The organism is Flavobacterium sp. MMLR14_040 (assembly GCF_033657265.1).
Lineage (GTDB): Bacteria > Bacteroidota > Bacteroidia > Flavobacteriales > Flavobacteriaceae > Flavobacterium.
On record NZ_JAWVWO010000003.1, the window covers coordinates 366549 to 382612 of the forward strand.

General features: G+C 32.7%; 18 protein-coding genes. 11 read left to right on the top strand and 7 right to left on the bottom strand.

Annotated elements, in window-relative coordinates; genetic code table 11:
- Positions 1-70 precede the first annotated feature (70 nt).
- From SD960_RS06755 to SD960_RS06795, 9 genes are all read left to right on the top strand, one after another.
- A complete protein-coding gene (locus SD960_RS06755; protein ID WP_318801723.1) occupies positions 71-1624 on the top strand; it encodes a vitamin K epoxide reductase family protein in 1554 nt (517 codons plus the stop codon).
- Between the two features lie 93 nt (positions 1625-1717).
- On the top strand, positions 1718-1915 hold the full coding sequence (locus SD960_RS06760; RefSeq protein ID WP_318801724.1) for a hypothetical protein: 198 nt from the start codon (positions 1718-1720) through the stop codon (positions 1913-1915).
- A 60-nt stretch (positions 1916-1975) separates the two neighbouring features.
- On the top strand, positions 1976-2155 hold the full coding sequence (locus SD960_RS06765) for a hypothetical protein (protein WP_318801726.1): 180 nt from the start codon (positions 1976-1978) through the stop codon (positions 2153-2155).
- A gap of 38 nt (positions 2156-2193) precedes the next feature.
- Positions 2194-2412 (top strand): hypothetical protein, encoded by a 219-nt coding sequence (locus tag SD960_RS06770; RefSeq protein WP_318801727.1) that lies wholly within the window; start codon positions 2194-2196, stop codon positions 2410-2412.
- A 34-nt stretch (positions 2413-2446) separates the two neighbouring features.
- Positions 2447-2686, top strand: coding sequence for a hypothetical protein (locus SD960_RS06775; protein ID WP_318801729.1), 240 nt, complete (start codon positions 2447-2449; stop codon positions 2684-2686).
- Positions 2687-2768: 82 nt separating this feature from the next.
- Positions 2769-2897, top strand: coding sequence for a hypothetical protein (locus tag SD960_RS06780; RefSeq protein ID WP_318801731.1), 129 nt, complete (start codon positions 2769-2771; stop codon positions 2895-2897).
- 364 nt (positions 2898-3261) lie between these two features.
- On the top strand, positions 3262-3450 hold the full coding sequence (locus tag SD960_RS06785) for a hypothetical protein (protein ID WP_318801732.1): 189 nt from the start codon (positions 3262-3264) through the stop codon (positions 3448-3450).
- 232 nt (positions 3451-3682) lie between these two features.
- Positions 3683-5875, top strand: coding sequence for a peptidase domain-containing ABC transporter (locus SD960_RS06790; protein ID WP_318801734.1), 2193 nt, complete (start codon positions 3683-3685; stop codon positions 5873-5875).
- A 2-nt stretch (positions 5876-5877) separates the two neighbouring features.
- Positions 5878-7167 carry an HlyD family secretion protein gene (locus SD960_RS06795; protein WP_318801736.1) on the top strand — a complete coding sequence of 430 codons (1290 nt, stop codon included), beginning with the start codon at positions 5878-5880 and terminating at the stop codon, positions 7165-7167.
- A 3-nt stretch (positions 7168-7170) separates the two neighbouring features.
- Here the strand turns inward: SD960_RS06795 and SD960_RS06800 are convergent, their stop codons facing one another.
- From SD960_RS06800 to SD960_RS06810, 3 genes are all read right to left on the bottom strand, one after another.
- On the bottom strand, positions 7171-7884 hold the full coding sequence (locus SD960_RS06800; protein ID WP_318801738.1) for a tRNA1(Val) (adenine(37)-N6)-methyltransferase: 714 nt from the start codon (positions 7882-7884) through the stop codon (positions 7171-7173).
- Between the two features lie 72 nt (positions 7885-7956).
- Positions 7957-8481, bottom strand: coding sequence for a ribosome maturation factor RimM (rimM, locus tag SD960_RS06805; protein ID WP_115844181.1), 525 nt, complete (start codon positions 8479-8481; stop codon positions 7957-7959).
- A gap of 15 nt (positions 8482-8496) precedes the next feature.
- Positions 8497-9069: a 30S ribosomal protein S16 gene (locus SD960_RS06810; RefSeq protein ID WP_302094325.1), complete on the bottom strand. Its 573-nt coding sequence runs from the start codon at positions 9067-9069 to the stop codon at positions 8497-8499.
- A gap of 193 nt (positions 9070-9262) precedes the next feature.
- Between SD960_RS06810 and SD960_RS06815 the strand changes: the two genes are divergently transcribed.
- Both SD960_RS06815 and SD960_RS06820 read left to right on the top strand, forming a co-directional pair.
- A complete protein-coding gene (locus SD960_RS06815; protein WP_318801741.1) occupies positions 9263-9754 on the top strand; it encodes a DUF6252 family protein in 492 nt (163 codons plus the stop codon).
- 133 nt (positions 9755-9887) lie between these two features.
- Positions 9888-10244 (top strand): RNA recognition motif domain-containing protein, encoded by a 357-nt coding sequence (locus tag SD960_RS06820; protein ID WP_095385521.1) that lies wholly within the window; start codon positions 9888-9890, stop codon positions 10242-10244.
- 133 nt (positions 10245-10377) lie between these two features.
- Here SD960_RS06820 and leuB read toward each other — a convergent pair whose 3' ends face one another.
- The 4 genes from leuB to SD960_RS06840 form a co-directional block, all read right to left on the bottom strand.
- A complete protein-coding gene (leuB, locus tag SD960_RS06825; RefSeq protein ID WP_318801743.1) occupies positions 10378-11439 on the bottom strand; it encodes a 3-isopropylmalate dehydrogenase in 1062 nt (353 codons plus the stop codon).
- A gap of 39 nt (positions 11440-11478) precedes the next feature.
- Positions 11479-12942 (bottom strand): DUF6770 family protein, encoded by a 1464-nt coding sequence (locus tag SD960_RS06830; RefSeq protein WP_318801745.1) that lies wholly within the window; start codon positions 12940-12942, stop codon positions 11479-11481.
- Between the two features lie 41 nt (positions 12943-12983).
- Entirely contained in the window at positions 12984-14279 is a 1296-nt protein-coding gene (locus SD960_RS06835; RefSeq protein ID WP_318801747.1) for a M48 family metallopeptidase, read from the bottom strand.
- Positions 14280-14441: 162 nt separating this feature from the next.
- Positions 14442-15962: an alpha-isopropylmalate synthase regulatory domain-containing protein gene (locus SD960_RS06840; protein ID WP_318801748.1), complete on the bottom strand. Its 1521-nt coding sequence runs from the start codon at positions 15960-15962 to the stop codon at positions 14442-14444.
- Between the last annotated feature and the right edge of the window lie 102 nt (positions 15963-16064).

Genomic DNA, 16064 nt, shown 5'->3' on the forward strand with positions numbered 1-16064 from the left:
ATTCGATGATTTTTTTCCAATAAAAACAACAATATTTGCATTGTCATTACGATTTAAAAGGCACAAAACGATGTTAAAATTAGTACAGAAATTTCTTCAAATTAATAAGTATTCGGAGGTGAAAAATGAGTTCAAAGATTTGTTTCTTTCTCATCCAAATTATCCAAGCTTATTTGCGATAACAGATTCGTTAGATTTGTTGTCTGTGGAGAATGCTGCTGTAAGAGTTTCGAAAGAACAAATCGAAAACTTACCCTCTAATTTTTTGGCTTATTTTAAAGATGAACTGACTTTGGTTGAAAGAACAAAAGAATTTGTTCGAATTGATACAAATAAAAAAACAGGTCAAAAAATATCATACGATAATTTCCTTTTGGACTGGAATGGTGTAATCGTTGCAATTGAACCTAATAATGTTGTAGCAAGAGATAACTTTAAAAGTGAATATAAAGATGTAAAATACTTTTTGCCTTTATTGATTTTATTTGGTTTTTCATTCTTCTACAATACTTATACTGCATTCAGTCTTGTGTTTTTGATCACTTCACTTTTAGGATTGATCGTAAGTGTTTTTATTGTTCAGGAAAAATTAGGTTTTAAAACCAATATTATTTCAAAGTTTTGCAATTTAACCACCAATACTTCCTGCAGTTCAGTTCTTAATTTTGATAGTAATACTAATAAATGGATTAATTTTTCAGATTTACCTCTGATTTTCTTTGGTTCATCTTTTCTTGCTATTCTGTTAAGACCTTTAGATTCGACAATTTTTATAGGTTTTCTAAGTTTATTGGCGATTCCTATTATTGTAACATCAATTTGGATACAAAAATTCGAAATTCAAAAATGGTGTGTAATGTGTTTGGTTGTTTCATTTCTGATTTTTTCACAAAGTATTCTTTGGTTCTCCTCAGATTTGTTTACGCTAAGTTTTAGTTTGACTAGTATATTTCCGTTTTTATTTGCATTGGTTCTCTTAACATCAGCCTGGTTATTAATAAAACCTGTTGTAAGAAATGTATTGAATAGTGATAACAATGTAAAAGAGCTTAAAAAATTCAAAAGAAATTATTCTTTATTGAATTTCTTATCTAAAAAAATACCGAATGCAAATGGTTTAGAAGACTTAAGAGGTTTACATTTTGGGAACAGAAACGCGGGAGTTAAGCTTTCGATAGTTTTAAGCCCTAGTTGTGGACATTGTCATAAAACATTTCAGGAGGCATTTGATTTGGTTTTGAAATTCCCGGACAGAATATTTTTAAATATATTATTTAATGTTAATCCTGAAAATGCCGAGAATCCGTATAAAATTGTTGTCGAAAGGCTTTTAACAATAAATAGAGCTACTCCCGGCAAAATTGTGGAAGCAATTTCAGATTGGCATATTAAAAAAATGGAGCTTAAAAAATGGTTGAAAAAATGGCATACTGAACCAGTTAGTATGATGATCAATCAGGAAATACAAAAGCAATATGAATGGTGTTCAAAAAACAATTTTAATTATACGCCAGTTAAAATTGTAAATGAAAAATTATATCCAGAGGAATATGAATTAAATGAACTAAAATATTTCTTAAACGATTTTGTTGAAGAAGTTGAAGTTTTAGAAAAAATAGCTTAGCCCCTAACAATATCCATAGGTATGGATAGACATAACTTCAAATGTCTTAAACTGATTGAAGATATTATTTATTCAAACTAAAAAACTATTGTTATGCTAAAAAAGATTTTAAAACTAGATGGAGCTTATGAGCTTACAAAATTGGAGCAAAAAAGTATTAATGGCGGAATAACAAAAGAATGTGCTGATGCGATTTTTGCGGGAATTTGTGTTCACAAAGGCGGTACTGCCTGCCCAGCAAATTTTCCTACTGCAACTAGTGGAGGATGTTGCTGTGGAGGTATAGATTAAGAAATCATTTGAAGCTTAAACAAAAACAAAAGAACAAGTAACAAACAAAACCTAAATATCATGCTAAAGAACATTTTAAACCTTAAAGGAGCTAAAGAATTAAGTGCTAATGAGCAAAAATCAATTACTGGTGGTAATGCACCTGTTTGCGAGGAAGGTTTTGTAGCAAAAAGATGTACAGAATTTGGAACAGTGCCTTCTTTCTGGCTTTGTGTGCCACTTGGTACAACTGCTTGCTAAATAATAAAAACATTTAACGAATCAAATAACCTTTAATCATGAAGAAAAAACTTTTAAGCTTAGTTGACGTTCAGGAATTAACTACTGAAGAAAAAAAAACGATTAAAGGAGGTTCAGTGCCTAATAACAACTTACAATGTGATGCATGGAATTCAGTAGGTTTAAAAACTTACGTTGAATGTCGAGCTTACTTTCCTCTTGAAATAAATTGGACAGGCGGAGTTTGTAATGTTTTTGGACCGCCATGTGGATCTTAATTAATGATAATAATATAAACTAATACTACTTGTTATGTTAAAAAATATTATAAATCTGGAAGGAGTTCAAAGGTTAAGTACAATAGAACAAAAGAACATTTTTGGAGGATTGCCTGTTCAACCTGCAACCTGTAAATGTTTTTGTTACACAGGAAGCCGTAAGGTAAGTGCATATTGTTACTCATTATGTGCTGATGGATCAATTCCTGGAATAGAAGAAGGAAGTACAGGAAACTGTAATTATCCATTTCCTCTTCCTCCTGGAATAGAATAGAATAATTTAAAATAAAAATCATGTTAAAGAAAATTTTAAACCTGGAAGTGCTCAAAAAATAACCAAAATAGAGCAAAAATCAATGAAGGGAGGAATTCCGGAATGTTGGGTTTATGCAATTGAAGCAGGATGTTTACTAATGTCAGTTGGCGAAAATTGTCCTTTGGATACGGAGTCAGGTATTTGCGAATCAAACAGACTTTGTTGCTAGTTTTCTTAAACAATAACAATAAAAAAAGTAATAACGATAAAGCCTTATTAGAATTTAGTCATGTTTTTTTTAATTTGTAGGCGCTCGATCGTGGAACATTGAGCAAATATCCCCACATTGATGATTGGTGTCGGGATTCTCAGGAAAGGTGGCCACTGAGTTGGTTTTAATTGGTTAGGGCTAACCAGTGCCATATCCTAGAGAAATTGTATTACTTAAATTTTACACTTTTTTAGATGAAACAGAGAGGATTATTTCTCTCTGTTTTTTTTTGAGATAATTTATTCTGTTCAATAAAAAATAGACAGAAACTTCAACTGTCTTAAAGTGATTGAAGTACTAATCAAAATCAAAAAACCTAATTATGAAAAACCTAAAAGATTTAAAAGGTGTTGAAGTTTTAAGCAAAAATGAGCAAAAAAACATTAATGGTAAAGGTCCCGGAGCTGAGGCTTGTTATTGTCCTGATGGTACTTTTGCAGGTATTATACATCCAGGTGAAGGTGAAACTTGCGGGGCAGTTATTAATGAGAGTTGCCTACTAGAATCATAAATATTTAAAATAATAAATATTTTAAGAGTAAGAATAAAAACTTTGTTATTTAGTTAACAAAGTTTTTTTGTTTTTTATTCATGTAATATTCTCATATGTAGATAATTATAATGTTTTTGAAATTAGTAAATTTGATTAAAATTGAAATTGTGATATAGCACATTTCAGATCATTATTTTTCTTTTTTTAAGAATTTTTGTATAATATTGCTTTTAATAAACCTAATTTATAATTGAAAAAATTCACCAATTACAAACAAGCAGATTATAAAGATTGTGGACCAACGTGTTTAAAAATTATCGCTAAGCATTACGGCAAAACAATCCATATTCAGGAGTTACGCGATAGTAGCGAAACAACTCGTGAAGGAAGTAATTTGCTTTTTCTGAGCGATGCTGCCGAGAAAATTGGTTTTAGAACTTTAGGAGTAAAACTAAATGTAAAAAGGCTGGAAGAAGCTCCATTGCCTTGTATTTTGCATTGGAATAAAAACCATTATGTAGTCCTTTATAAAATTAAAAAAGGTAAATATTATGTTTCTGATCCGGGTTTCGGATTGATAGAATATAATGAACAAGACTTCCTTAAATTTTGGATAGGAAACAATGCAGATGAATCAACTCAGGAAGGAATCGCATTACTGGTGGAAGCAACTCCAAAGTTTTTTCAATCAGAATTTGATAAAGAAGAAAATAAAGGTTTAGGGTTTGGATTATTGGCACAATATGTTTTGCGCTACAAATCATTTTTGGTGCAATTAAGTATCGGTTTATTGGCCAGCAGTTTATTACAGTTGATTTTTCCGTTTTTAACTCAAAGTATTGTCGATATTGGGATACAAAACCAGAATATCAATTTTATTTATTTAATTCTTTTTGCGCAGTTATTTCTTTTTGCCGGAAGAACAGGTTTAGAACTCATTAGAAGCTGGATTTTACTCCATCTTTCTACCCGAATAAACATTTCGTTAATATCAGATTTCTTCATTAAACTGATGAATCTTCCAATTTCATTCTTTGATGTACGTATGACCGGTGATATCATGCAGCGTATCAATGATCATCGACGAATTGAACGAATTCTAACTACATCATCCTTAAATGTATTGTTCTCTGTAATTAATATGTTTGTCATGGGAGGTGTTTTAGCTTATTTTAACCTTCAGATTTTCTTTGTGTTTTTTGCCGGAAGTATTCTTTATTTTGGATGGATCACTTTATTCTTAAAAAGAAGAGAAGTGCTGGATTATAAGCGTTTTGCCGAAGTTTCTCAAGAGCAGAGCAAAGTAATGGAACTTATTAACGGAATGCAGGAAATCAAGCTGCACAATGCCGAAAAACAAAAACGTTGGGGTTGGGAGTATGTACAGGCAAGACTTTTCAGGGTTTCGATTAAGGGATTGGTGTTAGAACAAACACAAACCATTGGATCTTCTGTAATCAATGAATTGAAAAATATTTTCATCATCTTTTTATCTGCAAAATTAGTTATCGATGGCTCAATTACCCTCGGGATGATGCTGGCCATCAGCTCGATTGTTGGAAGTTTAAACGGGCCAATCACGCAACTTATTGAATTTGTTCGAGAACTTCAGGATGCGAAAATATCATTAGCCAGATTATCTGAAATTCATGAAAAAGAAGATGAAATACAACAAGAAACCAATCAAACAAATGATGTTCCTTATGATGCTGATATTGATATAAAAAACCTTTCATTCCGATATTTAGGATCTGATATTCCGGTACTGGAGAATTTAAGCTTGGTAATCCCAGCCAATAAAGTCACCGCAATAGTGGGCGTTAGCGGAAGCGGAAAAACAACCCTCATGAAATTATTACTCAAATTTTATGAGCCCAATACCGGAGAAGTCAATATTGGAAACACACAATTAAAAAATATTTCTCAAAAAGCATGGCGATCTAATATTGGAGCCGTAATGCAGGAAGGCTTTATTTTTAGTGATACCATTGCCAATAATATTGCCATTGGAGTAGATAAAGTCGATAAAGAACGATTGGTTTATGCTGCAGACGTAGCCAATATAAAAGAATATGTAAGCGGTTTACCACTAGATTATAACACAAAAATTGGTTCTGAAGGATTAGGAATGAGCACCGGACAAAAACAGCGATTACTGATAGCCAGAGCCGTTTATAAAAATCCTGAAATTTTGTTTTTTGATGAAGCAACTTCGGCTTTGGATGCCAATAACGAAAGAGAAATTATGCGAAAACTCGACATCTTCTTTAAAGATAAAACCGTAGTTGTGATCGCACACCGATTAAGTACAGTTATGAACGCCGATCAAATTGTGGTTTTGGACAAAGGGAAAATCATTGAAATTGGTTCACATTCGGCTTTAGTAGAACAAAAAGGGAATTATTTTGAGTTGGTTAGAAATCAATTACAATTAGGAAATTAAACATGGCAGAAGATACATTTGAATTAAGAAGTGAAGAAGTTCAGGACATTCTCACCAAAGTACCACATTGGATGATACGCTGGGGAACAGTTTTGATATTCGTGATAATTTTCATGTTGTTTTTTGTGTCCTGGTTTATTAAATATCCGGATGTTGTAAATACCGAAATTGTGATTACAACCAATATTCCACCAGAAAAAATAGTTTCAAAGACTTCGGGAAGAATTGAAGCGATTTTGGTTAAGGATAAATCGATAGTAGAAAAAAATACAACATTGGCAATTATCGAAAATACAGCCAATTATAAAAATGTTTTTTTATTGAAAAAAATTGTTGATGAATATAATATCAACGATCCAAAAAAAGAATTTCCATTTGCTTTATTAAAAAACACACAGTTAGGAGAAATTGAAAGTGCATATGCTGTTTTTCAAAAAGATTATCAGGCGCAGCAATTAAATGAAAGTTTGCATCCGTATGAAGTAGAAAACAGGGCGCAGATTTCAGAAAAAATTCAGATAAAGGAAAGATTGGATATTCTGCAGCAGCAAAAAATATTGAATGAAAGCGAGTTACAGCTTCAAAAAAATGAAATTGCCCGCTTTGAAACTTTATTCAATAAAGGAATTATTTCGGCTCAGGAAATGGAAGCCAAAAAATTAGGTTATCTCCAGGCCCAAAAGAGCTATAAGAGCCTTTTAACCTCTATTTCTCAATTAAGATCCGCTTTGATCGATAATACAAAATCGAGCCAGAGTTCTCATATAAACAACACTAAAGAGGAAGTTAATCTGGAACGCGGTATGGCGCAGTCTTTCTATCAGCTAAAAAAAGTAATAAAAGACTGGGAGCTTAATTATACCCTGAAATCATCGGTTAGTGGTGTTGTTACTTTTTTGCAGGTTTGGACAGAAAATCAAACTATAAATACAGGTGATAATGTGTTTTCGATAATTCCCGACGCTAAAAATGGTTTTGTTGGAAAAGTAAAAGCACCCGCATTAAATTCTGGAAAAATAAAAGTAGGGCAGAAAGTAAATATTCGTCTGGCAAATTTTCCGGACAGGGAATTTGGTGTTTTATATGGTAAAATCCAGAATATATCTTTAGTTCCGGATAAAGACGGAAATTTATTATTGGATGTTGCCCTTCCAAACGGATTAAAAACTTCTTATAAGAAGCAAATTGTTTTTCAGCAGGAAATGAAAGGAAGTGCAGAAATTGTAACCGAAGATCTGCGATTGCTCGAAAGAATCCTGTATCAGTTTAAAAGTATTTTTGAGCAAGTTTAAAAATTACATTTTCAAATAAAATTCTTTAGTCAGCTCAATATATTCAGGAGTATAAACATGCCTGTCAATTTCGATAATTAATTCATCGATTTCAATTTCAGGATTTTCATTTCGGCTAAATGCCAATAAACTACGTTTTATTTCAGAAGTTGGAGTTCCTTTTACGCGGGTAATTTTAACTGGATATAATTCGGATTCTTTCGCAAGTGAGATAAATTTATCTTCTTCTTTGAAAGGAATGATTAAAGCGAATATCCCGTTTTCTGAAAGTAATAAATCAGCAGCTTCAATTAACTCTTCAAAAGGCATTGCATCCTGAAAACGAGCTAAATCGCGCTGTTCATTTTCTGTTTTGTAATCTTCGGCATAAAAAGGAGGATTTGAAACAATCAAATCATATTCGTCTTCCGGTTCTTCGATAAATTCGTCCAGACCCGCATGAAAACAAAATAAACGATCTCCCCAAGGTGAGTTTTCGAAATTATCAACGGCTTGTTCGTAAGCTTCTTCATCAATTTCAAGAGCATCAATTTGTTCGGAAAAAGTACGCTGAGCAAGCATTAAAGCAATAATTCCGGTTCCGGCACCAATATCTAAAATACTAAACGGATTATGATTTACCGGAGCCCAGGCACCAAGTAAAACGCCATCGGTTCCGACTTTCATAGCGGTTTTATCTTGTTCGATAGAAAATTGCTTGAAAGTGAATTTAGACATTACTGAAAAATTTAAAATAAAGATTTAAGAAAAGTGAGCAGATGAAAACTGTGACCGAAAACTGAAAACTTTTTACAAGTACATTTCAACCAATCCTTCTGGCAGGTTCATGATAACCTTCTTGTTTTCTCTGTCAATTTTTACAAGAAAATGATCGATCATCGGAATTAGCATTTCGACTTCGCCATTTAAAACTTCAAAAAGTGGTTGAGCAGTAGTGTCGTTAACGGCAACAATTTTTCCGAAAACGCCTAAACGCTGATCTTCAATTTCGAAACCAATAACTTCGTGAAAATAAAACTTGTTGCCAGAAAGTTTTGGCAACATACTTAAAGGAAGATAAATAGCATTTCCCATAATGGCATCTGCATCTTCTTCTGTATTCATGTCTTCAAAACGAATTCTTAGAAAGTCGTTTTTGTGCAATGAACTTTTTTCAATAAAAAAAGGAACCAGGTGTTTATTGCATTCAATAAACACTGATTCCAGATTTTCGTATAACTCAGGTTCGTCCGTGTCTAAATAAGCCAGAACTTCACCTTTGAAACTAAATTTTTTAGCGATTTTACCTAAATAAAAACATTCTTCTTTACGCATTCTCGCTAGCTAAAATTATGCTTCAGTTGTTTCGTTATTTTCTTCAGCAGCAGGAGCTTCTTCAGTTGCAGCATCAGCTTCAACTTCAGCAACTTCTTCTTCAACTGCAGGAGTTTCAGCAGCGATAGCATCAGCTTCAGCCTGAGCTGCAGCAGCTAAACGTTTAGCATTAACTTCTTGCTCTGCTTTAAAAGCTTTAGCTTTAGCATCAGCTTGCGCTTTTGTTAAACCGTCTTTTTTAGCATCAACTTTTCCAGCTTTAGCTTCTAACCAAGCAGCTAATTTTGCATCAGCTTGTTCTTGAGTTAAAGCACCTTTACGAATACCTCCATCAAGGTGGTGTTTCAATAAAGCTCCTTTGTAAGAAAGGATAGCTCTTGCAGTATCAGTTGGTTGTGCACCATTGTGTAACCATTTTACAGCGCTATCAAGGTTTAAGTCGATAGTTGCAGGGTTAGTGTTTGGATTGTAAGTACCGATTTTCTCTAAGTATTTACCATCTCTTTTTGAGCGTGCATCTGCAGCTACAACCCAGTAAAAAGGTTTTCCTTTTTTACCGTGTCTTTGTAATCTAATTTTTACTGACATAATCGTATGATTAAATTTTGAGGTACTCGACCTCTGTTAATTAAGGGCGCAAAGATATAATTTTTTTCTGAATTGTGCGTTCGAAAGAGTATTAAATATGTTAAAGTAAATTTCCTTAATTTTTTGTTGTATTTACTGAAGTTTTTAAAATATTTATAGCCAGTGCAATATTTTTGTCTTAAAATTCATTTCTATGAAAAAGTACCTTTATTTGTTTTCATTAATTTTTATGATCACCTCTTGTACCGAAGATGTGAAATTTAATAATCCGGCATTTCAAACCTTAAAAGACAATGTTTTTTGGAGAGCCCAAGATTATAAAGCAAATACTACGGCTACAGGTAATTTAATTATAGAAGGATATTTAGGATTTGAAAAAGTAACATTGCAAACTAATTCTCTGTCACCGCAAACCTATATTCTTGGAGAAAATGACATTTCTAAAGCGTCTTATTCTAATACTCTTTCAACCCAAACAGAAGAGTTTACGACAGGTCCTAATAGAGGAAGTGGCCAGATCGTGATTACAGAATATAATGCTGAAAACAATACTATTTCAGGAACATTTAAGTTTAACGCAGTAAATACTAACAGCGAAAACACTGAAAAAACACAGATCAATTTTTCTGAAGGGGTTTTTTATAAAGTGCCGGTTTCTGCTAACTCTAATTTCAATGCTAATTAACATTTTAATAATCATTAGCCATTTTTATTGAATTCTGCTTTTTAAAATCAAAATAAAAACATAAATAAACTAATATATAGTAGATTAGAGAAAAATAAGACTACATTTGCTATATTATTATAAATAAGTACATATGAACATTTTTGTTGGAAGTCTTCCATTCAGTATTGAGGAAGCAGATTTAAGAGAGTCTTTCGAGGCTTACGGAGCAGTAGATTCAGTTAAAATCATTACTGATAAATTTACAGGAAGAAGCAAAGGTTTTGGTTTTGTTGAGATGCCAAACGATGCTGAAGCTCAAAAAGCAATTGATGAATTGAACGGAGCTACTGTTCAAGGTCGTGCAATTGTGGTTAATAAATCTGAACCGAAACCTGAAGGTGAAAGAAGAAGCTTCAACAATAACAGTCGTGGTGGAGATTCACGCGGAGGTTATGGTGGAGGAAACAGCCGTGGTGGAAATGACCGTGGTGGTAGAGGAGGATATTAATATTTTTTTCTAAATATATAAAGGGATCAACGAAAGTTGATCCCTTTTTTTGTGGTAAATTTTGTTTCAGGTTTATTTTGTTTCAAGTTTCAAGTTGGAAAACCTGAAACCTGAAACTTGAAACAAAAATTAACTATAAGTTCGCAACAAGCCAATCTCCAACTTCGCTGGTTTTGTATGCTTTTGATCCTTTTGGAGCCAAATCTTCTGTAACAATTCCTTGTTCTAATGATTTGTTTACAACTGCACGAATAGCTTCAGCTTCATTTTTTAAACCAAAAGCATCTTCGAACATCATGGCTGCAGATAAAATAGTTGCTAAAGGGTTAGCAATATTTAATCCGGTTGCCTGAGGATAAGATCCATGGATTGGTTCGTATAATGAAGTATGTTCTCCAACAGAAGCAGAAGGCATTAGTCCCATTGAACCAGAAATTACAGAAGCTTCATCCGTTAAAATATCTCCGAATAAGTTTTCTGTAATTAATACGTCATAAGAATTTGGCCATTGAACCAAACGCATAGCAACAGCATCAACAAATTCATAAGAAACCATAACTTCAGGATAATCTTTTTCCATTGCCTGAACTGTTTCTCTCCATAAACGTGAAGTTTCCAAAACGTTTGCTTTATCAACACAACATAATTTTTTACTACGAGTCATTGCAAGTTCAAAACCTTTTTTAGCCAAACGCTGCACTTCGGCTCTTGTGTAAACACAATTGTCAAAAGCAGTTTCGCCACCGTCTTTTCTACCTTTTTCTCCAAAGTAAATTCCGCCAGTTAATTCTCTTAAGAAAACCAAATCAGTTCCTTCAATTCTTTCTCTTTTTAAAGGAGAATTATCAATTAAAGAAGGAAAAGTAAAAGTCGGGCGTACGTTTGCAAACAATCCTAATTTTTTACGCATCAGCAATAATCCCTGCTCCGGACGAACTGGCGCACTTGGATCGTTATCGTATTTTGGATGTCCGATTGCTCCAAACAAAACTGCATCTGCTTTCATACAAACTTCGTGCGTTTCATCAGGATAAGGAACTCCAACGGCGTCGATTGCACAAGCTCCGGTCAAAGCTGGTGTCCATGTTATTTCGTGATTGAATTTTTTGGCAATAGCATCAGATACTTTTACAGCTTCATTAATTACCTCAGGACCAATTCCGTCTCCTGCTAAAAGGGCTATATTAAATTTCATATTTAATGGTTTTATATAATTGTTAATAGATAATCGGGTTTATTCACGTTCATAATTTAATTTCTCCAATCGCACTTCCATGAATTTTCCGGTTTTCTCCGGTTTTTTAAAGTACTCTGCAATTCCTACATAGCCACTTTTGGCTGGAAAAACGTTAATGACACTATCGTCATTAGTAATTGGCATTTTTTGAATTACTTGTTTTTGTGATTTAAAATAATAATTTAAAATATTCAATTCTAGATCTTTATCGTCATTCTTGTCAAAAAAGAAATAGGCTCTTCCTGAATTATTTGCTAAACGCTGTGCAAAATCATATTTGTATCCTCTTGTACGCTTTACTTCGTATTTTACAGTTTTAACGGGATTAAAATCTTTGTCCATTTTAAAAGTGTATAGTTGGGTGTATGCGCGATAATTTTGTTTTTCCCAGTAAGCTTCGGCCAGAACAAAAAAAGTTCCGTCTGGATTAAGGTTGCATTTTTGAAATGTTAAATGACCTTCTCCATGAATTTTACCATATTTATTGACATCTAAATCTGTAAAGCTTTCATAGTTAACATATTTCTCTCTTACCGTTTCGCTGGTTTTAAGATCATATACATATTGATATATTCCAAAGGATTTGTCTGAGACATAAAGACCTTCTTTGTTTTTTTCAAAATATCTTCCTCCGGTATAGATTTTATCTTCAATTAAATAAGTGTAATCTGTAGTTTGCGTGTATTCTTTTGAAACTTCTTTATAGAAAACTTCTTTTCCTGTTTTTGAATCTAATACTAAAAAGTGTACATTTTCTACCTTGTTTCCTTTTTTATAGAAACCTTTTAAAACGATGTATTTTTCATTGTAATTAACAACGGTAAAATTTGTATCGTATTTTTTTAATTCGCGTGTGCTTTTATATTCCCAAATTTTTTCATTCTTAAAATTTACTGCATAAAAGCTGTTATGTTCATTCGCAATTTTAGCTTTATAATCTGTTCTTTGAATCAAAAAACCAGATTTGTCTAAAGAGTAACAGAAATAACCTTTTGTATCTATTTTGTCATATTGTTTGTCAATATCTTTTACATCGGGATTGTATATTCCTTTGTTTACAATGCTGTTCTTTTTTAAATCCACAATTTGATAGGTTTTAAAATAAGGAAAAGCATCTTGTCCAAAAGCTTGTGAATATTCGTAAAATTCAAAGTAAATAAAACCCTCTGCATACTGAATATCAACTAGTTTTTTTAGGCGTTTTGAATTAGAAGTTTTTTCGGTTAGATTTCCTGAACATACTGTATTGAAGTTTTTATCCAATACAATATATTTTATGGTGTTATTATTGTTTTCATCAATATTCATTTTGCGTAATTCTACATAACCAAAAAGATCGGTATCTTCATATATTGGTCGAAAAGCCATAAATTCTCCTGCCGTAGCATTTAAAACAGTATAAGACTGACTAAAACAAAATGACGTGAGCAGTAGCAAAAATAATAAGTAAGTTTTTTTCATAAGGAATAAGCAGGCTTTTATATATTAATTGATTTGGTGTTTTAGTTTTTATAATCCAAAGCTAATTGTTCTAATTCAGATAAAGTTAAATTCGCTACGAAATTGAAATAATATTGCTGACTCTTTGTTTGTTCAGTCGGATTTATGGATGGTATATAAGAGTTGATTCTCATTTCTTTTTTGGCATTAGCCAAAGCATCAAGATTTGAAGCAATCATTTCTTTTAAATAAACACTTTTCGGATTTTTTTCTTTTAGTTTAAGAGCATCATAAAGACTTAATCCATAGTTTTTAATATAATAATTACTGTATATCTGCTCGTATTCGATTCTCTTTTTCAAATCATCAAAAAAAGCTTTATCGGCATAATAATTTGTCTTACTGTTTTTTACAAGTTTGTTTATCTTCTCAATGCGCTGCTCGCAATTAGGATGTGTTTTTAACGAATCAACATCCCATTTAAATATGTTTTCTTTAGAATAAGAGTATTTAGAGTAATCCTCCATAGCAACCCATTCCTTAATAAATTTCTGATTTTTAGTTGTGAAGTTTTTAGGATAACTAACTCTCGGCAAACTATCTGTTTCTATATCCGTTTTTGAAAGATGTTTTAATAAATTAATGCTTGACGCACTATTGTAATTGGTTTTTTTAAAATAATCCAGCCCTAATGAATCTGCTTGAAATTCCTGAAGGCGAGATCTGTTTTTTCGTGAATAGATACTGTTTTTCGCAAAACTTTCTGACTTGATTTGTTTATTGAATTTGGATTTTTTCAAGTCTTTTTCAAGCGCTTTTGCATCTTTTAAATTTTGAGACGAAATTTCTTTTTCAATACTTTTATCTCTGTGATTTAATGTATAATGCGCTATTTCATGGCAAATAATATATCCTATTTCGGCCTCATCGTTTAAGTACTTTAATAGTTCCAGATTAAAGATAATGGTGCCGTCACCAATACTATATGCATTTGCTTCAGGATCTCGGGAAAAATATACAGAGATCTTTTTGTCGGCTAAAACAGGATTATTTCTTGTAATTTCGGTCAATATTTTTTGAATGTAATTTTGAAGATTATCATCAAAATAAAGTTCTTTGTTGTCAATTGTTCTGGAAAAATCTTCAAATTGGCTTTTGTACACGGCTTCCATTTCCTTACTCACTTTTCCAGAATAAGTTTTTTTTATTTCTTTGATTTTTTGGTCATTACGACTTTTGAATTCTTTTAAAAAGAGTTTCCTTTTTTCGAATGAAATCGTATCAAATGGTTTGTAAGTCTGACTGTAACCGCGACAAAAAAACAGAATAAAAATAATAATTGTAAAAGTAGGTTTCATTATTTAATATAGGTTTGGGTCGCAAAAATAGTCAGAATCTTTGTTTTTTAAGGAATTATTGTTTTATAGATTAAAAGCGACAAAGGAGCAAAGGTTCAAAGTTTTTAAAAGCAGGTATTAAAAACCTCTGTGCCTTTGTAGCTCTGAACCTTTGCAACTATCTTAAGCAATTACATTCAGCATTTTTTGCGTTGCAATAATTGCTGCAACGGTTTGATCAGAATCTAATCCTCTGGTTTTAAATTCTTTTCCGTTGTTTGTCCAGGTGATGATCGTTTCGCACAAGGCGTCAGAACTACTTCCTGGCGGAATTCTTACTGCGTAATCAATTAGTTTTGGAAGCGTTAGTTTCTTGCTTTTGTATATTTTAGACAAAGCATTCATAAAAGCATCAAACTGACCGTCGCCCTGTGCACTTTCTTCGATAATTTCGTCGTCGATTTTTAGCAGCAAAGTTGTAGACGGACGCATGCCTTTTGAATGCATTAATACATAAGATTCGATTGTAATTTTATCCTGATAAGTATGACTGTCCAAAACATCTGAAATAATGTATGGCAAATCTTCTTTTGTAACGGTTTCTTTTTTATCACCGAGCTCAATTATCCTTTGAGTAACCAATTTCAAATCTTCCTGATTTAATTTTAAACCTAATTCCTGAAGATTTTTTTCGATATTGGCTTTACCTGAAGTTTTTCCAAGCGCATATTTTCTTTTTCTGCCGAAACGTTCCGGAAGCAAATCATTAAAATATAAATTGTTTTTATTGTCTCCGTCAGCATGAATTCCGGCAGTTTGTGTAAAAACATTATCACCAACAATTGGTTTGTTTGCGGGAATTCTGTAGCCTGTAAAAGTTTCTACCAATTTACTTACTGTATAAAGAGAAGTTTCTTTAATGTTGATGCTTACCTCTGGCAGATAATCATTTATTACGGCAACCGTACTTTCTAGCGGCGCATTTCCGGCGCGTTCTCCCATTCCGTTTACGGTAACGTGAAGTCCGTTTATACCGGCTTTTACGGCTTCCATAACATTGGCAATACTTAAATCGTAATCGTTATGAGCGTGGAAATCAAAATGAATATTAGGATATTTTACTCTGATTTTTGAAATAAATTCGAAAGCCAAAGAAGGAATTAAAACCCCCAAAGTATCCGGAAGTAAAATTCTTTTAACGGGTTGTGTTGCTAAAAAATCCAGAAATTGAAAAACATAATCAGGAGAATTTCGCATTCCGTTGCTCCAGTCTTCCAGATAAACATTGGTTTCAATATCATTTTCTTTTGCTAAAGCAATGATTTGGGCAATTTCAGAAAAGTGCTGTTCCGGCGTTTTTTTCAATTGATGCGTTAAGTGATTCATTGAGCCTTTGGTCAACAAATTTTGCACTTTTGCACCGGCTTTTTTCATCCAGTCAATCGAAACACCTCCGTCTACAAACGAAAGCACTTCAATACGATTAATATAACCTTTTTCGGTTGCCCAGGATGTAATACCTTTTACGGCCTGAAATTCGCCTTCGCTTACGCGTGCAGATGCAATTTCGATTCTATCAATATTTAATTCTTCCAACAACAATTGTGCAATGGTCAGTTTTTCTGCAGCAGAAAAAGATACTCCCGAGGTTTGTTCACCATCACGAAGCGTCGTATCCATTATTTCAATTTTTCTTTTTTCCATATTGATATTCTAAATTTCTTTAGAAGTAAAATTTTAGTTGTGTTGTTTTGGTTTAACTTATAAAGACCCGGCAGATTTCAAAAACCTGCCGGGTCTCATAGG